At 65.6% G+C, this 19,436-nt stretch carries 15 protein-coding genes; 10 read left to right on the top strand and 5 right to left on the bottom strand.

The window, feature by feature from the left end; translation table 11 throughout:
• The first annotated feature begins 167 nt into the window (after positions 1 to 167).
• The 3 genes from dnaE to AC1PLA_RS07350 all read left to right on the top strand — a co-directional run bounded on the left by dnaE (position 168) and on the right by AC1PLA_RS07350 (position 5,736).
• Complete coding sequence (dnaE, locus tag AC1PLA_RS07360; RefSeq protein WP_102596364.1) at positions 168 to 3,755, top strand: DNA polymerase III subunit alpha; 3,588 nt, start codon at positions 168 to 170, stop codon at positions 3,753 to 3,755.
• 180 nt (positions 3,756 to 3,935) lie between these two features.
• Complete coding sequence (locus tag AC1PLA_RS07355) at positions 3,936 to 4,895, top strand: acetyl-CoA carboxylase carboxyltransferase subunit alpha (RefSeq protein WP_016902405.1); 960 nt, start codon at positions 3,936 to 3,938, stop codon at positions 4,893 to 4,895.
• 85 nt (positions 4,896 to 4,980) lie between these two features.
• Positions 4,981 to 5,736 (top strand): tetratricopeptide repeat protein, encoded by a 756-nt coding sequence (locus AC1PLA_RS07350; protein ID WP_046342159.1) that lies wholly within the window; start codon positions 4,981 to 4,983, stop codon positions 5,734 to 5,736.
• A gap of 287 nt (positions 5,737 to 6,023) precedes the next feature.
• On the opposite strand, the gene AC1PLA_RS07345 is transcribed toward AC1PLA_RS07350, so the two are convergent.
• Positions 6,024 to 6,470 carry a CopD family protein gene (locus AC1PLA_RS07345; protein WP_481105880.1) on the bottom strand — a complete coding sequence of 149 codons (447 nt, stop codon included), beginning with the start codon at positions 6,468 to 6,470 and terminating at the stop codon, positions 6,024 to 6,026.
• Positions 6,471 to 6,544: 74 nt separating this feature from the next.
• On the opposite strand from AC1PLA_RS07345, the gene AC1PLA_RS07340 reads away from it, so the two are divergent.
• Positions 6,545 to 7,147 (top strand): methyltransferase, encoded by a 603-nt coding sequence (locus tag AC1PLA_RS07340; RefSeq protein ID WP_167704363.1) that lies wholly within the window; start codon positions 6,545 to 6,547, stop codon positions 7,145 to 7,147.
• Between the two features lie 486 nt (positions 7,148 to 7,633).
• A complete protein-coding gene (locus AC1PLA_RS07335; RefSeq protein ID WP_481105879.1) occupies positions 7,634 to 8,941 on the top strand; it encodes a polyhydroxyalkanoate depolymerase in 1,308 nt (435 codons plus the stop codon).
• A gap of 477 nt (positions 8,942 to 9,418) precedes the next feature.
• Here AC1PLA_RS07335 and AC1PLA_RS07330 read toward each other — a convergent pair whose 3' ends face one another.
• Positions 9,419 to 10,330 carry a sensor domain-containing protein gene (locus tag AC1PLA_RS07330; protein WP_481105878.1) on the bottom strand — a complete coding sequence of 304 codons (912 nt, stop codon included), beginning with the start codon at positions 10,328 to 10,330 and terminating at the stop codon, positions 9,419 to 9,421.
• Positions 10,327 to 10,689 (bottom strand): PadR family transcriptional regulator, encoded by a 363-nt coding sequence (locus AC1PLA_RS07325; RefSeq protein WP_016904272.1) that lies wholly within the window; start codon positions 10,687 to 10,689, stop codon positions 10,327 to 10,329. Before AC1PLA_RS07325 ends, AC1PLA_RS07330 begins: the two co-directional genes overlap by 4 nt.
• A gap of 336 nt (positions 10,690 to 11,025) precedes the next feature.
• On the opposite strand from AC1PLA_RS07325, the gene AC1PLA_RS07320 reads away from it, so the two are divergent.
• Positions 11,026 to 12,585, top strand: a complete 1,560-nt coding sequence (locus AC1PLA_RS07320; RefSeq protein WP_481105877.1) for an alginate export family protein — start codon at positions 11,026 to 11,028, stop codon at positions 12,583 to 12,585.
• A gap of 128 nt (positions 12,586 to 12,713) precedes the next feature.
• Here the strand turns inward: AC1PLA_RS07320 and AC1PLA_RS07315 are convergent, their stop codons facing one another.
• Positions 12,714 to 14,072, bottom strand: coding sequence for a hypothetical protein (locus tag AC1PLA_RS07315; RefSeq protein WP_481105876.1), 1,359 nt, complete (start codon positions 14,070 to 14,072; stop codon positions 12,714 to 12,716).
• Between the two features lie 154 nt (positions 14,073 to 14,226).
• Here AC1PLA_RS07315 and AC1PLA_RS07310 point away from each other — a divergent pair, with 154 nt between their 5' ends.
• From AC1PLA_RS07310 to AC1PLA_RS07300, 3 genes are all read left to right on the top strand, one after another.
• Complete coding sequence (locus AC1PLA_RS07310) at positions 14,227 to 14,901, top strand: DUF502 domain-containing protein (protein ID WP_024940643.1); 675 nt, start codon at positions 14,227 to 14,229, stop codon at positions 14,899 to 14,901.
• Positions 14,902 to 14,905: 4 nt separating this feature from the next.
• A complete protein-coding gene (locus AC1PLA_RS07305; RefSeq protein WP_047125687.1) occupies positions 14,906 to 15,682 on the top strand; it encodes a queuosine precursor transporter in 777 nt (258 codons plus the stop codon).
• Between the two features lie 221 nt (positions 15,683 to 15,903).
• Positions 15,904 to 16,506 (top strand): LysE family translocator, encoded by a 603-nt coding sequence (locus tag AC1PLA_RS07300; protein WP_026064763.1) that lies wholly within the window; start codon positions 15,904 to 15,906, stop codon positions 16,504 to 16,506.
• On the opposite strand, the gene AC1PLA_RS07295 is transcribed toward AC1PLA_RS07300, so the two are convergent.
• The gene (locus AC1PLA_RS07295; RefSeq protein ID WP_052767944.1) at positions 16,470 to 17,267 is read right to left on the bottom strand and encodes an AraC family transcriptional regulator; all 798 of its coding nucleotides are present in this window, start codon (positions 17,265 to 17,267) and stop codon (positions 16,470 to 16,472) included. The two genes, AC1PLA_RS07300 and AC1PLA_RS07295, sit on opposite strands and share 37 nt — an antisense overlap.
• A 226-nt stretch (positions 17,268 to 17,493) precedes the next feature.
• Between AC1PLA_RS07295 and AC1PLA_RS07290 the strand changes: the two genes are divergently transcribed.
• Positions 17,494 to 19,434: a DUF885 domain-containing protein gene (locus tag AC1PLA_RS07290; protein ID WP_102581034.1), complete on the top strand. Its 1,941-nt coding sequence runs from the start codon at positions 17,494 to 17,496 to the stop codon at positions 19,432 to 19,434.
• Positions 19,435 to 19,436 lie beyond the last annotated feature (2 nt).

Genomic DNA, 19,436 nt, shown 5'->3' with positions numbered 1-19,436 from the left:
CGATCCGCGCAATCGCCACCGTCGCGCTGCGCGCAGCTAGCCGAAGCCTGAATCGGCCGCACCGCCCAGCCCCCGTGGCAGCTGGCCGCGGCCCTGCGCCGGCGCTGTCAAGCCTTGTTCGACCCGACCACGCTCGCTACCCTGACCACGCATTATTCCGGTCTCGCATGTCCACTTCCCGCTTCGTCCATCTGCACGTCCACACCGAGTTCTCGCTGGCGGATTCCACCATCCGTGTGCCCGAGAAACCGGATCAGGCTGACCCGAAAAAGGCCAAGCAGGCCAACCTGCTGAGCCGCGCGGTCGAACTCGACATGCCCGCGCTGGCAGTCACCGACCTCAACAACCTGTTCGCGCTGGTCAAGTTCTACAAGGCCGCCGAAGGCGTGGGCATCAAGCCGATCGCCGGCGCCGACGTGATGATCGCCACCCCGGACATGACGCCCTGGCGCATGACCCTGCTGTGCCGCGACCGCGAAGGCTACCTGAGCCTGTCGCGCCTGCTGACCCGCGCCTGGATGGAAGGCCACCGCCCCGAAGGCGGCGTGGCGATCCACCCGGAGTGGCTGCAGAGCGGCCACGCCAACCTGTTCGCCCTGGCCGGGCGCGACAGCCTGGCCGGGCGCCTGTTCGGCGAAGGCCGCGCCGACCTGGCCGAGCAGCAGCTGGCCGACTGGCAGCGCGTGTTCGGCGACGGCCTGCACCTGGAACTGACCCGCACCGGGCGCGAGGGCGAGGAACGCTTCAACCAGTTCGCGCTGCATGCGGCCGGCGTGCGCGGTCTGCCGGTGGTGGCCAGCAACGATGTGCGCTTCCTGTACGCCAGCGACTTCAATGCGCACGAGGCGCGGGTGTGCATTTCCTCCGGCCGCGTGCTCGACGATCCCAAACGCCCGCGCGAGTACAGCGACCAGCAGTACCTGAAGTCCGGCGACGAAATGGCCGCGCTATTCGCCGACGTGCCCGACGCGATCGACAACACGCTGGCGCTGGCGCAGCGCTGCAACATCGAGATGCGCCTGGGCACCTACTTCCTGCCCGCCTACCCGGTGCCGGAAGACGAGACGCTGGACAGCTGGATCCGCAGCCAGTCGCGCGATGGCCTGGCCGCGCGCCTGGAAAAGAACCCGATCGCGCCCGGCAAGACCCGCCAGGACTATGTCGACCGGCTGGAATTCGAGCTGGACACCATCATCAAGATGGGCTTCCCCGGCTACTTCCTGATCGTGGCCGACTTCATCCAGTGGGGCAAGAACCAGGGCATTCCGATCGGCCCGGGCCGCGGTTCCGGTGCTGGCTCGCTGGTGGCGTGGGCGCTGCAGATCACCGATCTGGATCCGCTGCCGTACAACCTGCTGTTCGAGCGCTTCCTCAACCCGGAACGCGTGTCGATGCCCGACTTCGACATCGACTTCTGCATGGACCGCCGCGACGAGGTGATCGACTACGTGGCGCGCAAGTACGGGCGCGAACGGGTCAGCCAGATCATCACCTACGGCACCATGGCGGCCAAGGCGGTGGTGCGCGACGCCGGGCGCGTGCTCGGCTTCAGCTATGGTCTGGTGGACAGCGTCGCCAAGCTGATCCCCAACATCCTGGGCATCACGCTCAAGGATGCGATGGGCGAAGGCAAGGACTCGGAGATGGCCTCGCCGGACCTGATCCAGCGCTATCAGGTCGAAGACGACGTGCGCGACCTGATGGATCTGGCCCGTCAGCTCGAGGACCTCACCCGCAACGCCGGCAAGCACGCCGGCGGCGTGGTGATCGCGCCCGAGCCGCTCTCCGAATTCTGCCCGCTGTTCGCCGAACACGACCAGGACGGACGCGGCAAGAACCAGGTCACCCAGTTCGACAAGGACGACGTCGAAGCGGTCGGCCTGGTCAAGTTCGATTTCCTCGGCCTGCGCACGCTGACCATCATCGACTGGGCGGTCAAGGCGATCAACGTGCGCCACGCACGCGCCGGCATCGACCCGGTCGACATCAGCGCCATTCCGCTTGACGATGCCCCCACCTACAAGGGCGTGTTCGCCTCGGGCAATACCGGCGCGGTGTTCCAGTTCGAATCCTCGGGCATGCGCCGCCTGCTCAAGGACGCGCGCCCGGACCGTTTCGAAGACCTGATCGCGCTGGTGTCGCTGTACCGCCCCGGCCCGATGGACCTGATCCCGGACTTCAACGCGCGTAAGCACGGCCAGCAGGAGATCATCTACCCGGATCCGCGTACCGAAGTCATCCTCAAGGACACCTACGGCATCATGGTGTACCAGGAGCAGGTGATGCAGATGGCGCAGATCGTCGGCGATTATTCGCTGGGCGGCGCCGACCTGTTGCGTCGTGCGATGGGCAAGAAGGTGCCGGCCGAAATGGCCAAGCACCGCGAGATCTTCCGCGAAGGCGCGGCCAAGGGCGGAGTGAGCGCGGCCAAGGCCGACGAAATCTTCGACCTGATGGAGAAGTTCGCCGGCTACGGCTTCAACAAGTCGCACGCCGCCGCCTACGCGCTGGTCAGCTACCAGACCGCCTGGCTGAAACGGCATTACCCGGCCGAATTCATGGCCGCGACGCTGTCCTCGGACATGGACAACACCGACAAGGTGGTGGGCTTTCTCGACGAGGTGCGCAATCTCGGCCTGACCGTCAAGCCGCCGCGCGTCAACGAGTCGGCCTACATGTTCGAGGCCGCCAGCCCGGACACCATCCAGTACGGCCTGGGCGCGATCAAGGGCGTCGGCCAGGGCGCCTGCGAGGCGATCGTCGAAGAACGCCAGCGCGGCGGCCCCTACACCACGTTGCTGGATTTCTGCACGCGCGTGGGCACCGCAAAGCTCAACCGGCGCACGCTGGAAGCGATGATCAACGCCGGCGCGATGGACGGGCTGGGCAAGAACCGCGCCTCGCTGATGCTGCAGCTGCCGGAAGTGGTCAAGGCCACCGAGCAGTTGGCGCGCGAACGCGCCTCGGGCCAGAACTCGCTGTTCGGCGGGCCGGACCCGAGCGCGCCGGCGCTGCGTCTGGACCTGCCCGAAAGCAAGGAATGGCCGCTGGGCCAGTTGCTCACCGGCGAGCGCGAAACGCTGGGCTTCTATCTCAGCGGTCACCCGTTCGACCCGCACCGCGACGAAGTGCGCGAGCTGGTCGGCTGCGACCTGGGCGCGCTGGAGAAGATCCTCGCCTCGCAACAACGCGGCGGTGGCGGTGGCGGCGATGGCGAAAAACGCGCCTGGCGCCCGGAAGTCAGCGCGATCCTGGCCGGCCAGGTGATCGGCGTGCGGCGCAAGGGCGACAGCCAGGTGTTCGTGCAGCTCGAAGACGGCCGTGGCCGGGTCGAATGCAGCGCGTTCTCCGATGCGATGGCCGAGTTCGGGCATCTGCTCACCCGCGACCGCATCCTGATCGTCAAGGGCGGCCTGCGCGAGGACGAATTCAACGGCGGCTACAGTCTGCGCATCCGCCAATGCTGGGATTACGAGCAGATTTGCGCCGACCACGCGCAGCGCCTGTCGCTGCGCCTGGACCTGCGCGAGAAACAGGCCTGGAAGCGCATCGACGCGCTGCTGGCCAAGCACCGCCCCGGCAAGACCCCCCTGCGCCTGGACCTTCTGCTGCGCGCCCCGACCGGCGGCGTGGCCGGCATGCTCGACCTCAACGGCAGCCACTCGGTGCGGATCGACCAGCAGCTGATGGACAGCCTGCGCGCCGACCCCGCGGTGCGGACCTTGAAGATCAAGTACAGCCCTCCGTGGGCTTGAGGGGCGGGGATTGGGCATTCGGGATTCGGGATTGGCAACAGCAACCCGGACGCAGCAGCGCCGCTTTTGCCAATCCCGAATCCCCACTCCCGAATCCCTGCCGTGCATCCGAACGGCCCCGTACGGGCCGAAGGCAGCGCTTCAGCTACACTCCCCGCCTTACGTTGACGACACCACTGCATGAATCCTAACTACCTCGACTTCGAGCAACCCATCGCCGATCTGGAAGCAAAGATCCAGGAACTGCGCAAGGCCAGCACCGGTCCTGCAGTCAACGTGGACACCGAGGTGCGTGCGCTGCGCGACAAGCTGCGCGTGCGTACCGCACAGATCTTCCGCGACCTGTCGGCCTGGCAGGTCTCGCAGCTGGCGCGCCACCCGCAGCGCCCGTATACGCTGGACTACATCAACACCATCTGCGACGAATTCCAGGAACTGGCCGGCGACCGTGCCTATGCCGACGACAAGGCGATCGTCGGTGGCCTGGGCCGTATCGATGGCCGCGCGGTGGTGATCATTGGCCACCAGAAGGGCCGCGACACCAAGAGCAAGGTTGCCCGCAATTTCGGCATGCCGCGCCCGGAGGGCTACCGCAAGGCGCTGCGGCTGATGAAGCTGGCCGAGCGTTTCCGCCTGCCGCTGCTGACCTTTATCGACACCCCGGGCGCCTATCCGGGCATCGGCGCCGAAGAGCGCGGCCAGTCCGAAGCGATCGCGCGCAACCTGCTGGAGATGGCCGAGCTGAAGATCCCGGTGATCTGCACCGTGATCGGCGAAGGCGGCTCCGGCGGCGCGCTGGCGATCGGCGTGGGCGACCGCACCTTGATGCTGGAATACGGCACCTATTCGGTGATTTCGCCTGAAGGCTGCGCCTCGATCCTGTGGAAGGACGCGGCCAAGGCCAAGGACGCGGCCGAACAGCTCGGTTTGACCGCCAAGCGCCTGAAAGGCCTGGGCCTGGTCGACAAGGTGATCCGCGAACCTACCGGCGGTGCGCACCGCAATCCCGAGCAGATGGGCAAGCGCCTCAAGGCGGTGCTGCTCAACGAGCTGGAAGCGCTGGAAAAGCTGCCGGTCGAGGGCCTGCTGCAGCGTCGTTACGAGCGCCTGCGCAGCTACGGCGCCTACGAAGGCAACTGATCGGAGGTCTGCCGGGGCGATGGTGCTGCACGCAGCATTGCCAGCCAGCAAGACGATTGCCCACCATGGAAGGACCTGTTCGGATATGAGCCCGCTACTTCTGCTGTCGCTGGTATTGCAGGCCGCCTGCTGCGTACACGTGGTGCGCAGCGGCCGCCCGCTGTACTGGATCTTCATCCTGCTGGCGTTTTCGTTGCTGGCGGTCCTGGTCTACGTGTGCGTGGCGGTGATCCCGGACCTGCGCAACGACCCAACGGCGCGCCGTGGCTTGCGCAAGGTGCGTCAGCGTATCGACCCGCAACGCGAACAACGCGATGCATCGCGCCAGCTGGATGTGGCCGACACCCCCGAGAATCGCCGTCGCCTCGCGCAGACGCTGCTGGAACAGGGCGACTACGCGCGTGCCGCCGAGCTGTATCAGGGCGCGCTGCGCGGCATCTATCAGGACGATCCGGACCTGATGCTGGGCCTGGCCAAGGCCCAGTACGGGCTGGGCCAGGCCGCAGACACGCGCAAGACGCTGGACGCGTTGATCGCGGCCAATCCGAACTTCCGTTCGCACGACGGGCACCTGCTGTACGCGCGCGCAGTCGAAGACAGCGGCAGCATCGACGAGGCGCTGCACGAGTACGAAACGCTTGCGCAAGGCTATCCGGGCGAAGAAGCGCGCGTGCGTTATGCGCAACTGTTGTTGCGCGCCGCGCGCCCGCAAGACGCCAGGGCCGTCTTCGAGCAGGTGCTGCGCCACGCAGCCGCCTCGCCCAAGCATTACCAGCGCGAGCAACGCGCCTGGATCGACCTGGCGCGCAAGGGACTGAGCGAGCTCGGCGCCCAGGCGTGATCGCCGCCTGACGCGATACTCGAGCTGCGAAACACGGATGGCGCGCGCATCGTGTTCCCAGAAGACCTGGTACGCAACCGAGGGCGCTGCCATGCCCAGAAGGATGGGATAGCGGCAAGCCTGAAGGCCCGGATCGATCACCTGCTGCAATTGTCGGTGCAGCCGTTTCGCAATGGCGCCTTGGCGGAATCCCTCGACCATCCGCGCCACATCACCGCCGTGCTGCGCGAACACGCCAGCGACGACCGGCGCATCCGGCAAGCCTATGCACTTGCCCGGGTGTTGTGTCAGAACGGCTTGGCCAGCACCAGCCAGATCACCCCGACCAGCAACACCACCGGCACTTCATTGAATAGCCGCAATGCGCGGCCGCTGGGCAGGCTGCGGCCCTGATCCACGCCCTTCAACCAGCGCCCGGCCACGATGTAATGCGCCAGGATCAAGGCCACCGCAAACAGTTTTGCGTGCAGCCACCCACCGGCCACCATCGTTGGGAAATCCGAAATCACCCGATAGCCCTGCCACAGCACCGCGCCCAGCAGCAGCGCCAGCCCCAGCATGCTGTGGCCGAATTTGTAGAGACGGCGCCCCATCAGCACCAGGCGCATACGTACCGCAGGCTCGGCACCGGCTTCGGCGATATTGACCAGGATGCGTGGCAGGTAGAACACCGCCGCCATCCACGCAGTGACGAACAACAGATGGAAGGTCTTGATCCACAGGTACAGGGTCATGTGCTGGCTTCGCTGGCTGGCGTAGGATGGCCCGCATTTTCACCTATCCGCTGACGCGAAAGCACCTGACGTCCATGTCCGAACCCGACGACAAGCAGTACGACGCCCACTATTTCCGCCGCTGGTACCGGGATGCCGGGCTGGCCGACCCTGCGCGCCTGCGACGCAAGGTCGCACTGGCGGTGAGCCAGGCCGAGTACTACCTGGAGCGCCCGATCCGCAGCGTGCTGGATATCGGCTGCGGCGAGGCGGCCTGGCGCGCGCCATTGCTGGCGTTACGCCCCAAGCTGAGCTATCTGGGCTTCGACAGCAGCGCCTACGCGGTGCAGCGTTACGGACGCAGCCGGCAGATCCACCCTGCCCGCTTCGGCGATTTCGCCTGGCTGCGCCCGTGCGCGCCGGTGGATCTGCTGATCTGCTCGGACGTGCTGCATTACGTACCCACGCGCGAGTTCAACCAGGGCCTGCCGGGGTTGGCCGAGATGTGCGCGGGCGTGGCGTTTCTGGAGACCTTCGCCGAGGAGGACGCCTTCGAAGGCGACCACGATGGTTTTCAGGCGCGGCCGGCGCGCTGGTATCGGCGTCGCTTCGCCAGCGTGGGATTTGCTGCACTCGGCTCGCACTGCTGGTTATCGCCGCAGTTGGCCGATGAGGCGGCTGCGCTGGAGCGTGGCTGAGCAGAACGCTGGCCGGTTGAGGCACGCATGGCGAGTGGCTTCGCCGCGTACCTCACCCCAGCCCCTCTCCCGCAGGAGAGGGGCTTTACTCCACTCATTTCCCCGCAGGCAGAGGACCGTCACTCCCTTCTCCCACCGGGAGAAGGTGCCCCGCAGGGGCGGATGAGCTTGCGTGCGAAGCCTGGTGGAGATTGAACGCTGATAAAGGTTGAGTGCACTGCGCTTCGCCCTGCACCTCACCCATCCCTCTCCTGCAGGAGAGAGGACTCGTCCAGCAGCCGTAGGGTTCTGCGACGAACGCGTGCTTTCGGTTCGCGCAGCCACCTAAAGAATCACCAATCGCGGCAAACAAAATCGCGGCCAATCAACGCGCTGACGCCTGCCATAAGTCGTATGACAGCCTCTACCGTCCGCAGCCCCATTAAGGTGCAAATGCGCCAAAGGGGGTATGCTGCGCGGCAGCAAAGAGCCGCACGGATGGGTGGAATGCTTTATCAACTGCACGAGCTGACCCGCAATCTGCTAGCCCCTTGGGTGCACCAGGCCCAGGCGAACGCCAAGATGTTCTCCGACCCCGACAGCCTGTGGGCCTCGCTCCCGGGCGCCGAACGCATGGCGGCCAGCAACGAGCTGTTCCATCGCCTGGGCAAGGAATACGAAAAGCCGGCCTGGGCGCTCGACGATGTCGAGGTCGACGGCCATTCGTTGCCGATCATCGAGCGCGAGGTGCTGAGCAAGCCGTTCTGCCGTCTGCTGCGCTTCAAGCGTTTCAGCGACCATGTCGAGCTGATCGGCACGATGAAGCAGCAGCCGGCCGTGCTGGTGGTGGCGCCCTTGTCCGGCCACCACGCCACCTTGCTGCGCGACACCGTGCGCACCCTGCTGCGCAACCACAAGGTCTATGTCACCGACTGGGTCGACGCGCGCATGGTGCCGCTGGAAGCCGGCGCCTTCCGGCTCGAGGACTACATCAGCTACATCCAGGAGTTCATCCGTCACATCGGCGCCGAGCGCCTGCATGTGGTGAGCGTGTGTCAGCCCACCGTGCCGGTGCTTGCGGCGGTGTCGTTGATGGCCACCAACGATGAGCCCACGCCGCGCTCGCTGGTGATGATGGGCGGGCCGATCGATGCGCGCCGCAGCCCGACCCAGGTCAACAACCTGGCCACCGAAAACGGCATCGAGTGGTTCCAGAACAACCTGATCCATACCGTGCCGTTCCCGTATCCGGGCCACGGCCGGCAGGTGTATCCGGGCTTCCTGCAGCATGCCGGCTTCCTGTCGATGAACCCCAACCGGCACGTGATGTCGCATTGGGATTTCTACACCGACCTGGTCAAGGGCGACCTGCAGGACGCGCAGGCGCACCGGCAGTTCTACGACGAGTACAACGCCGTGCTCGACATGCCGGCGGAGTATTACCTGGACACCATTCGCGTGGTATTCCAGGACTTCCTGCTGCCGCAGGGCAAGTGGAAAGTGGATGGCCAGCTGGTCAAGCCGTCGGCGATCCGCAACACCGCGCTGCTCAGCATCGAAGGCGAACTGGACGATATCGCCGGTCTTGGCCAGACCGAAGCGGTGCACGATCTGTGCACCGGGATCGACGTGGCGCATCGTCGTCATCTGGTAGTGGAAGGTGCCGGCCACTACGGCATCTTCAGCGGCCGTCGCTGGCGCGAAGTGGTGTACCCGCAGGTGCGCGAATTCATCGCTCGCTATGATGCCGACCCGGTCGGCAGCCGCGACCCCGCCACCGTCACCCCGATCCGCAAGCGCGGCAAACGCGCCTGATTGGCCGACAAATCGGCCGACAAAAACGCCCCTTGATCGAGACCGATCAAGGGGCGTTTTTTATGCGCAGATTTTTGGTTCTAGTAAAAACAGCGCACTGCGTGGCAACGTGCGCGACGCCCGCACAAGACAGCTTGCCGGTCGCTTTATTGAAAGTGCTTGCCACCACGCACACCGACCATCTTCGATGGCCCTTGCCCGTCCACCGTCGCGGGACCTTACGCGGCATGGATGCCGCGTAAGAGCCTACAGGGACGTACTTGCGGCGTGTCCCGCGACGGTGGGCGGGCAAGGGTCCTGCTGCCAAGCGACAGAGCGGCCGCCCTGCAACTGCTCCATCCGCGCTGCCCAATCACCCACACGACAAACAGACTTCATATCGTCGCGTCTGTCAGGGCTTGCACTGCAGACCACGCGGCAGCAAGACGATCGCAGTCGCGTGCCGCACAACCCGCAACCCGCAACCACACGGTGCACTCAGCCTTCACCGCTCTTGACCAGCAAGCGCTTGGCGAACATGCCGTGCAGCTTGCCGAAGGCGCGTGCCAGGTGCAGCGTGACGAACAGCAGCAGCACGCCCACGACGAACAACGGCAGCGTCAGCCAGGGACTGGTGACATCCACGCCATCCCAGGTCAGCACCGCCGTGTTGTCGAACAGCAGCACCAGCGGTGAAGCGGCCAGGCCCAGCGCCAACGACAACAAGGTGGTGAACACGCTGAAGTAGACGATGCCCAGCGGCAGCATCAGCAGGAAGTACAGCATCGTGCTCCAGGTGCGCGCATCGGTGAACATTGCGCCGATGCGTTGCAGCCAGCCACCTTGCGGCCCCGGATGGGCAGGACGACGCGGCATGCGCACGCCCAGCAGCGCCTCCACCACGCGGCCTTCCACCAGTGATAGCACCCGCACCGATCCGAAGAACAGCACCAGCAACGGCACGCCGATGATCAGGATCATCAAGCCGGCCGACAGGCTCGCACCGGTGATCACCCAGGTGAAATAGAACACGCCGGTGACCAGCGACAGCAGCATGTAGAACAGCGCGCCGTAGCTGCGTGGATCGGCAGCCACGCCGAAAAACCTGCCGAGCCACGTGCTGCGTCTGCGCGGCAGCGGCGGACGCAGTGCACGTGTCACCGTCACTTCAGTTTCGCGATAGATCTCGGCCACTTCATCCGGCGCCCCGTAGCTGCCTGCCACGCCGGCGATTACTTCCGCTTCGCTCTTGCCGGCCTGCTCGGTTAGTTCGGCGCGCAGATACTCTTCGGCGTCGTAGAGCGCGTCCTGGATCATCGCCGGGTCCGCGCCGGCCAGGGCCTGGCGCAGTTGTGCCAGGTAATCGGGAATGGTGGTCGGCAACGGGCGTGCCGGCGCAATGGTCGTCATGAGTGGGTCCCCTCCAGCACTGAGTCAACGGAATCGCGGGTGGCGCGCCAGGCGGCGGTCCAGTCGCGCAGGCAATCACGCCCGGTTTGGGTGATGCGGTAATAGCGCCGCGGCGGACCGGACGCGGACGGCTCGACATGGCTTTGCAGCAACCCTGCCCCCTCCAGATTGCGCAGCACCGGATACAGCGCGCTCTGCTTGCCGCTCAGCACGCCGTCCAGCCGCTCCATGCGTTTGGCGATCAGGTAGCCGTACAACGGCTCCTCGGCCTGCGCCAGCACCGCCAGCAAGGCCAGCGACACCGTGCCGGCACTCAGCTCTTTCTGAAATTTCCGCAGGTAGGCATCGGGTTCGCTCATCGGCCATCTCCGCTAGGTCGAAGGCAATGCTATTGCGAAGTTGGGTATAGTGGATGTGCCGGTAGTCATGAGGCGGGGATTGGGGATTGGGGATTGGGGATTCGCAGAGCATTCCGGCTGAGAATTTCCTTGCGTTCACTCAAGCGGACTGAAGAAGAACTGGAGCGTCACTTGCACGCCTGTTTTTGCAAATCCCCAATCCCGACTCCCCAATCCCCGCTCATGTGCTTAGAACCATTGGGTTACTCCCTTTGCGGCAGCGCTCCACTACAGTCATTGCCCACTGGGCCGATACCACTCGCTCAGACGACCCACTTTTTTCGATAGGGCGACACGATGCGACTAGCACGCTTGGCACAGCCGGCCATGGCTGAAACTTCCTTTGGTGCCACCCGGCGCCTGTGCCTGGCGATCGGGTTGTCACTGCCGGGATTGGGGTTTGCGCAGGCGCAGACCGCGCCGGTCAATGCCGAGCAGACCCAACCGGAACCGGTGAAGGCTGCACCCGCCGCTCCGGCAGCGCCCGCTACCGCGAAGGGTTATCCGCTGGAAGCGCAGGGTTGGGGCGCCAAGCAGGGCGGCAACATGTGGCAGGTGCGTTGGGCCGAAGACTGGTCGTATCTGAAGGATCCGTCCAAGCGCAAGAGTCCGTTCGATCCGCTCAAGTACATCCCGTTCAATGAATCGGGCGATGTGTATGTCTCGCTCAGCAATGAATTACGTGTGCGCAGCAACACCATCACCAATCCCGGTCTGATTCCCGGCAGCCATTCGCAGCAGCAGTATCTGTTCCGCGCGTTCTTCGGCGCCGACTTCCATGTCGGCGAGCATTTCCGTCTGTATACGGAACTGGCGCACGGCAGCCTGGATGGACGCAACGAAGGTACCAAGACCGGCACGCAGGAAAACAACGCGATCCTGCAGCAGGTGTTCTTCGATGTGAAAGGACGCGTCAAAGATGCCGACCTCGGCCTGCGAGTCGGTCGTCAGGTGTTTGTCGATGGTCCCACCACGCTGATGGCATTGCGCGACAACACCGATATCTTCGTGACCTTCAACGGTGTGCGCGCCTGGGCGATCGGCGAAAAGACCCGTGTGGACCTGTTCGATTTCAACTTCAACCTCGATGGCACCGAGGGCCTGGGCGACGATCGCATCGACCGCTCGCGGCATTTCCGCGGCGTGGTCGGCGGCTATCGCATGCCGACCGCCAAGCCGATGTACCTGGAGCCGTTCTTCTACCAGTTCCGCAACGACAATCAGGTCTGGGGCCGGCAGACCGCCGAAGAAAACCGCAATTATTACGGCCTGCGCCTGTGGGGCAATGTGGGCAAGCTGCGCACCGACTCGTTCGTGACCGTGCAGCGCGGCAGCTACGGCGGGCGCGATCTGCGTGCCTACATGGCCAGCACCTCCAATGCCTGGACGCTGAGCGAATCGGGCTGGAAACCGCGGCTGGGCTTCCATAGCGAAATCGCTTCCGGCGGCGGTGGCACCTCCGGCACCGGCACGCTGCGCAACAACAACTTCCTCTATGGCAATACGATCTACTTCAGCTGGGCCACGTTCTTCGGCCCGGTCAACCTGGTCACCGCTGCGCCCACGTTCACCTTCTCGCCCACCTCCAAGATCACCGTGAACCTGGAATGGGAAACGCTGTGGCGGCAGACCACCAGCGATGCGATCTACAACAACCAGGCACGCGCCTACGCCCGCACGCAGAGCACCGGCGAGCGCCGTATCGGCACCATGCCGCGCATCAACGCCACCTGGAACATCGACCCGAACTGGTCGGTGACCTTCCGCGCCGAACACCTGATGGCCGGGCCTGCGCTCGAAAAGGCCGGTTACGGCGATTCGACCTTCGTGATGGGCTGGTTGAATTTCCGGTTCTAAGCAGGGGCATCACACTGATGTAGCGACTGACAACGCCGTCCGGGATCCGTTCCTGGGTGGCGTTGTCCGTTATGCAATCAGCGATGCGTGCTTGCCTGCACTGGTGTCGCCTTCTGCAGCCGCAAGTGTCACGGCTTGCCCTGCATCGCTGCTGCCTGTGCCACCTTGCTTGCCGCCAATGGCATCTGCAGGTTGGCGTGATCGCTGCGCGCGTAACGCGTCAGTTCTAGCGTCTTTCCATCTTCGCCTGCGTTGATGTCGCGCCCTGGTCGGATCAGCGTGGCGGGCAGTTGATCCAGGCGCTGCGCCAGCGTCTGTTGCTCGGCAGGATGCGCACGTAGCCACAGCACTGCCGAGGTCAGCCGCGTTGTCGCGGCCAGATCCTGCAACTGCCATTGATACTGCGCGCTATCCATATGCTCCACGTCGGCGAACAGGCAGCCGATTGCGTTAGCGATACAGGCGAAGGTCACTGTTGGCGCGGCAGGCATGGCACTGGTCGGCACCTTGCGGTCCTGCTCCAGCTGCGTGCGCACGTCGGTGTGGCAGGCCCAGGTGTAATACGGCGCGGTCAGTGCACGGGTTCGTTCAACGTCCAGCAGCGGCGGCACCAACCTGTCGTACCAGCGCCGCTGCTCGCCGCCGGCTTCGACGACCGCGCGGTAATTGGCGCTGACCAAGCGTGCTTCGCCACGTAGCCCCCCACACAGGCTGGTCTCATCCATCGTCAACGGCGCAAATGCCGCTTGGCAATGCGCAGGTAATGGCTGGGTGGACGGCAGTTCGCTCAGCATGCCGGTGAACAGCTCGGCGTTACCGCGCAACATGGCTGCCCCGATCATCGTCGCGATCAGTGTGTCCTGACCGCGCAACAGCACGCGCGCCACCTGTGCGTCCGCACACACACCAGACAACGCAGCCTGCTGGTGGCCCTGGACGAAGTCCAGCGCGTGCTGGGTCATCGGCACACTCAACCCCTGCAACTCCGGCAGCGGTGTGTCGGCACGGGTCGGAAACAGATTGCGGTAGTAGTCACGCGATGACAGTGTGGCGGCGCGCTGCAGCAGCGGTGCCTGGGACATCAGCGCCTCGGCATAGGCTTGGGGCTGAGCGCGCACCTTGTCCAGGCAGTCTGGGGTGGACCAGTTGCACTTGGGCGGTGCAGCGGCTGGCCACGGCGGCGTGCGCGGATAGCGCGCTGCGTCGCTGACAAAACCGGCCGCAGTCCTGGCGTTCGCAAACTGCTGCAGATCGCGTTCCATCACGACGTCCTGTTCGGTAGCCGGGACGACATACGGCAGCAACCAGAGTGCAGCAAATAGATTCGAGCCTGCCGGCGGTGCGGCTGGTGGTTGATCGATCTGCGCCAACGCCTGGCGCTGCGCGTCAGGAATCGGCCAGCGCGCGGAGATCGCGTACAGGGCCACCAGCAGGGCGATCAGGATGCATAGCCCCAGCAGGGCCGACTTGAGGAATTTGGCGAGCATGCGCGGGCACCGTCCGTGGATGAGCTGCGCCATCTTAGAGCGGCCCGGACAGAGCCGCGAGTGGCATGGCGCCAATGCGCACTTGCCGTCTCCCCGGCGAACAAGGCGCGCCGCGCGCCTGCACCGGACGCGGCCGAATGCCTACAATGCGCGTATGTCCGAATCCCCCACTCCGCCCACCCGCCCTTCCCTGCAACGCGTCTTTCTGACCGGTTTGCTCACCCTGCTGCCGGTCTGGTTGACCTGGGTGGTGGTGAAGTTCGTGTTCTCGCTGTTGTCGGGCATCAGCAGCCCGTGGGTGGTGCCGTTGTCCGAACGCATCGCCGCCTCGTTCCCCGACTATCTGGGCTGGATCAAGGCACTGTGGGTGCAGAACACCATCGCGCTGATCGCCACCGTGGGCGCGATCCTGTTTGTCGGCATCCTGAGCCGGCGCGTGATCGGCCAGCGCCTGCTGCGCTGGTTCGAGGCGATCATGCGGCGCATCCCGCTGGCCAGCGTGGTGTACGACAGCGCGCGCAAGTTGCTCGACATCCTGCAGACCCAGCCCGGCAGCACCCAGCGCGTGGTGCTGATCGACTTCCCGCACCGGGACATGAAGTCGGTCGGTCTGGTCACGCGGGTGATCAAGGAACAGGGCACCGGCCGCGAGCTGGCGGCGGTGTACGTGCCGACCACGCCCAACCCGACCTCCGGCTATCTGGAGATCGTGCCGGTGGAGCTGCTCACGCCCACCGACTGGAGCGTGGACCAGGCGATGAGCTTCATCATCTCCGGCGGCGCAGTGGCGCCCGAATCGGTTCCCTTTACCCGTACCGCGGATCGCTAAAGCCATGACACAGGTGCGCACCCTCGACGATCGTGCGGTTCGCCTGTTCATTGCGCTGGCCGCGTTCTTCTGCGTCAACGCGGCATTGGCCGAGTTCATCGGGGTCAAGATCTTCGCGCTGGAAGACACCCTCGGCATCGCGCCGTTGAACTGGAACCTGTTCGGCCAGACCGGCTCGCTCAGCTTCACCGCCGGCACCTTGCTGTGGCCGGTGGTGTTCATCATGACCGACACCATCAACGAGTTCTTCGGCAGCCGCGGGGTGCGTTTCATCTCGTGGGTGGCGGTGGCGCTGATCGGCTACGGCTTCGTGTTCGCGTTCGCCGCCATCGCACTGGCGCCGGCGGGTTGGTGGGTCACGGCGGCGCAGAGCCAGGGCGTGCCCGACTACCAGGCCGCCTTTGCAGCGGTGTTCGGCCAGGGGCTGTGGACGATCGGCGGGTCGCTGGTGGCCTTCCTGTTCGGCCAGTTGATCGATGTGTCGGTGTTCCATCGCATCCGCCGCGCCACCGGCGAAAAGCACGTGTGGCTGCGCGCCACCGGCTCCACGGCGGTGTCGCAGTTGGTGGACAGCTTCGTGGTGATCTACATCGCCTTCGTGCTCGGCCCGCAGCATTGGTCCATCGACCAGTTCCTGGCGGTGAGCACGCTCAACTACGTCTACAAGATGGGCTTTGCGATCGCACTGATCCCGCTGCTGTATCTGGCGCGCCGCGCCATCGGCGCATACCTGGGCGCCGAGCGCGCCGAGCAACTGCGCGAAGAAGCCGCCGCCGGCTGACAACGCGAAAACCTGCCGGCCGCAGCGCTGCCAGGCGACGGCCGGCGCCCGTGGCGTTGGCTCGCACTCGGCCTCATCGGTCATGCGTGCCGCCTGCCTGACGACCGCTCGCTGCGTTTGCCGATCATGTAACGCCCGCAGCGACCGCCCATCGAAATTTTGTTCAATCCGTCGCCGCGCTCGCTGGCCATGCTGTTGCGCCCCGCTACGGATTCCGCGCCATGGACCATCTTGTCGCAATGGCCAGCTTCGCGCTGGTGTGCTCGATTTCGCCCGGGCCGGTCAACCTGGTCGCGCTGAGCACCGGCGCCAGCGCCGGCGCGCGTGCCGGGCACGGCCATGTGATCGGCGCCACCGTCGGCTTCGTCGCGCTGCTGTTGCTGGTGGGCATGGGACTGCAGCAGGTGCTGCTGCGCTGGCCGCTGCTCGGCCGTGCATTGCATCTGGCCGGGGTGGCGTTTCTGCTCTACATGGCCTGGCGCCTGCTGCGCGACGATGGCGTCATCCAGACCGCCGGGGCGCGCCCGGCGGCCTCGTTCTGGACCGGTGCGGCGATGCAATGGCTCAACCCCAAGGCCTGGTTGGCGGCGACCTCCGGCGTTGCCCTGTATGCGACGGCAGGCACCACGCAGCTGGCGGGTTTTGCGGCGTTGTATGCGCTGATCTGCTATCCCTCGCTGGGGTGCTGGTTGCTAGCCGGCGCCGTGCTGCGGCGGCACGTGCAGGTACCAAGGCAGCTGCGACGGTTGAACCGGGTGCTGGCGGCGCTGCTGGTGCTGAGCGCGGTCTATCTGTTGCTGGAATGGGGCACGGCATTGCGGTAACGCCCTGGCGTCACCGCCCAGGCACGTTTGAAGCTGCGCTGCAGATGCGCCTGGTCGGCGTAGCCATGCGCGTAGGCGACCTCGGCAATGTCACCGCCGTGCCGCAAGGCCTCGCGCGCACGCTGGAAACGGCAATCCAGCAGATACGCATGCGGGGTCAGCCCGTGCGCCTGACGGAAGCCGCGAATCAAGCGCGGTGCCGGCATCCCGGCCAGCGTACACAGCTCGCGCAGCGAGACCGCACGCGCATGATGGGTCTGCAGATACTCGGCCACCCGCTGCATCGGCCCGGTATCGACCGCGAGCGCACGACTGATCGGCTCCACATGCAGATGCAGCCGCGCCACGAACGCGATCAACGCACTCTCGCGTGCCAGCGCATCGGCGTTGCCATCGGTCAACACGGCATGCATGCGCTCGAAGGCGGCATAGGCAGCCGGGGTCTGGCACAGCGGCGCTGCCAGCATGTGCACATCCGCATTGGCGGCCAGGCCGAGTGCGCGTTGTTGTTCGCGCAGCCATGCCACGTCCAGATACAGCATGCGGAACGACCAGTCCTGCTGCTGATCCGGATTGCAGGCATGCACATCGCCAGGGTTGATCAGGGTCAGCGACCGCGCGCCAACCTGCGCTTGCATGCGTCCATTGCGATAGCGCGCCAGCCCGCGATCGATCGCGCCCACCGACCATTGCTCATGCGTATGCGCGGCGTAACACAGGCTGCGGCTGTTGATCACCTGGCGCAGTTCGACGAAGGGCAACGCCGGATCGCGCCAGAAGCCCTGCCCACCCTGTACGGGCAGCTGCGTCCCGCATGTCGATTCATCCCTTGGCATATGCGCAAGCCTATCGCACTGCAACATGCCTGCGTGCTGCAGGCGTGCGCAGCGGGCTTCATGAATTCCAGGCGCGCCCCGTGTGCCGCATGGGTGGCCGGAACGGTGCGGATCGGGCAAGCTCCCCGCTCGCTTGTTCCCGGAGCCGGTAATGCCCCTCAGCTTTTCCCGCCTGCTGTCCCTGGCCCTGGCCGCCGTGCTGAGCCTGTCAGTGGCAGCGCCCGCCGATGCGGCCAAGAAGAAAACCGGCAAGGCACAGACCACGCAAACCCGCGCCAAGGCGAGCAAGGGCAAGAAGACCGCCAAGCCGGCGGCCAAGACCACCAAGGCCACCAAGGGTGGCAAAGCCGCCAAGCCCAGGCCGCGTGCCGTGGCCGCACCGGTGGTGCTGACCAAGGCGCAGCAGCTCAATTTGCTCTACGACCAGTACTGGGATGCCTCGCTCAAGCTCAACCCGCTGCAGGCCACCTTCCAGGGCGAGACCCGCTACAACGACCAGTTGCCCAACTTCCTGTCGCCGGCGTTCCGCCAGCAGTCGCACGACTTCACCGTGCTGTGGCTGGGCAAGGCCGAGGCGCTGGGGCCGGACGGGCTGAGCGGGCAGGACCTGCTGAGCTACCAGATTTTCGTGCGCGATGCGCGCAGCGCACTGGCGGCCGAGCAGTTCCCCAGCTGGATGCTGCCGATCAACCAGTTCTACAACATCGCCAGCATCGCGGTGGTGCTGGGCTCGGGCACCGGCGCGCAGCCGTTCAAGACGGTCAAGGACTACGACAACTGGTCGCGGCGCGCGGTGGGCATCCCTGACCTGTTCGACCAAGCCATCACCAACATGCGCGCCGGCATGCAGGCCGGCGTGGTGCAGCCGAAGGTATTGATGCAGAAGGTGCTGCCGCAGCTGGACGCGATCATCGCGCGCAATGCCGAAGACAGCCTGTTCTGGGGTCCGGTGCGCAACCTGCCGGCAGACATGCCCGAGGCCGACAAGCAGCGCATCACCGCCGAGTACAAGCGGCTGATCGAAGTGCGGATCATGCCGGCGTACCGGGCGCTGCGCGGCTTCATCGCCACCGAGTACCTGCCGGCCTGCCGCGACACCGACGGCCTGACCGCGCTGCCCAATGGCGCGGCCTGGTACGCCTACGACGTGCGCCAGAGCACCACCTCCGAGCTGACCCCGGAGCAGATCCATCAGGTCGGGCTGGACGAGGTCGCGCGCCTGCAGGCAGAAATCGCCACGCTGGCCAAGCAGGTCAGGTTCCGCGGCAACCTGCCCAAGTTCTACAAGTTCATGCAGACCGACAGGCGCTTTGCGTTCCGCAGCGAGACCGAACTGCTGGGCTATTACCGCGGCCTGCAGGGACGCGTGCAGGCTGCGGTGCCGCGCCTGTTCAATGTGCAGGGCATGCCGGCGCTGGAAGTGCGCGTGGTGGAACCGCAGCGTGCGCAGTCGGCCGCCAGCGGCTCGTACATGCGCCCCAGCGGCGACGGCAGCACACCGGGCGTGTTCTACGTCAACACCTCCGACCTGGACACGCGCCGGACCTGGGAGACCGAGAGCCTGTATCTGCACGAGGCCATCCCCGGCCACCATTTCCAGCTCGGGCTGCAGCAGCAGCTGACCGACCTGCCCAAGTTCCGCCGCCTGGGCGGCGAGACTGCCTATATCGAGGGCTGGGGGCTGTACGCCGAATCGCTGGGCCGCGAACTGGGCCTGTATCAGGACCCGTACAACTACTACGGCTATCTGCAGAATGCGTTGTGGCGCGCAATTCGCCTGGTCACCGACACCGGCCTGCACAGCAAGGGCTGGACCCGTACCCAGGCGATCGACTACATGCTCAACAACTCGGCCATGACCCGGACCGATGCCGAGGCCGAGGTGGACCGCTACATGGCCATCCCCGGCCAGGCGTTGGCCTACAAGGTCGGCGAGATGAAGATCGCGCAGTTGCGTGAGCAGGCGCAACGCGAACTGGGCCCGCGCTTCGATGTGCGCGCCTTCCACACCGAAGTGCTCAAGGACGGCTCGGTGCCGCTGGATATCTTGCAGGACAAGATCCAGCGCTGGATCGCCACGCAGAAGGGCTGAGG

It is taken from the genome of Xanthomonas sp. NCPPB 1826, from assembly GCF_056725285.1.
The sequence above is the reverse complement of the archived record's forward strand: the minus strand, read 5'-3'. Positions and strand labels throughout refer to the sequence as shown.

Bases quoted from the DNA above. Each gene is read 5' to 3' on its own strand.
- AC1PLA_RS07305 (WP_047125687.1), top strand. From the start codon at position 14,906: ATGACACAGGTGCGCACCCTCGACGATCGTGCGGTTCGCCTGTTCATT.
- AC1PLA_RS07325 (WP_016904272.1), bottom strand. From the start codon at position 10,689: ATGAGCGAACCCGATGCCTACCTGCGGAAATTTCAGAAAGAGCTGAGT.
- AC1PLA_RS07290 (WP_102581034.1), top strand. From the start codon at position 17,494: ATGCCCCTCAGCTTTTCCCGCCTGCTGTCCCTGGCCCTGGCCGCCGTG.
- AC1PLA_RS07355 (WP_016902405.1), top strand. From the start codon at position 3,936: ATGAATCCTAACTACCTCGACTTCGAGCAACCCATCGCCGATCTGGAA.
- AC1PLA_RS07340 (WP_167704363.1), top strand. From the start codon at position 6,545: ATGTCCGAACCCGACGACAAGCAGTACGACGCCCACTATTTCCGCCGC.
- AC1PLA_RS07345 (WP_481105880.1), bottom strand. From the start codon at position 6,470: ATGACCCTGTACCTGTGGATCAAGACCTTCCATCTGTTGTTCGTCACT.
- AC1PLA_RS07350 (WP_046342159.1), top strand. From the start codon at position 4,981: ATGAGCCCGCTACTTCTGCTGTCGCTGGTATTGCAGGCCGCCTGCTGC.
- AC1PLA_RS07300 (WP_026064763.1), top strand. From the start codon at position 15,904: ATGGACCATCTTGTCGCAATGGCCAGCTTCGCGCTGGTGTGCTCGATT.
- AC1PLA_RS07335 (WP_481105879.1), top strand. From the start codon at position 7,634: ATGCTTTATCAACTGCACGAGCTGACCCGCAATCTGCTAGCCCCTTGG.
- AC1PLA_RS07320 (WP_481105877.1), top strand. From the start codon at position 11,026: ATGCGACTAGCACGCTTGGCACAGCCGGCCATGGCTGAAACTTCCTTT.
- AC1PLA_RS07315 (WP_481105876.1), bottom strand. From the start codon at position 14,072: ATGCTCGCCAAATTCCTCAAGTCGGCCCTGCTGGGGCTATGCATCCTG.
- AC1PLA_RS07310 (WP_024940643.1), top strand. From the start codon at position 14,227: ATGTCCGAATCCCCCACTCCGCCCACCCGCCCTTCCCTGCAACGCGTC.
- AC1PLA_RS07330 (WP_481105878.1), bottom strand. From the start codon at position 10,330: ATGACGACCATTGCGCCGGCACGCCCGTTGCCGACCACCATTCCCGAT.
- dnaE (WP_102596364.1), top strand. From the start codon at position 168: ATGTCCACTTCCCGCTTCGTCCATCTGCACGTCCACACCGAGTTCTCG.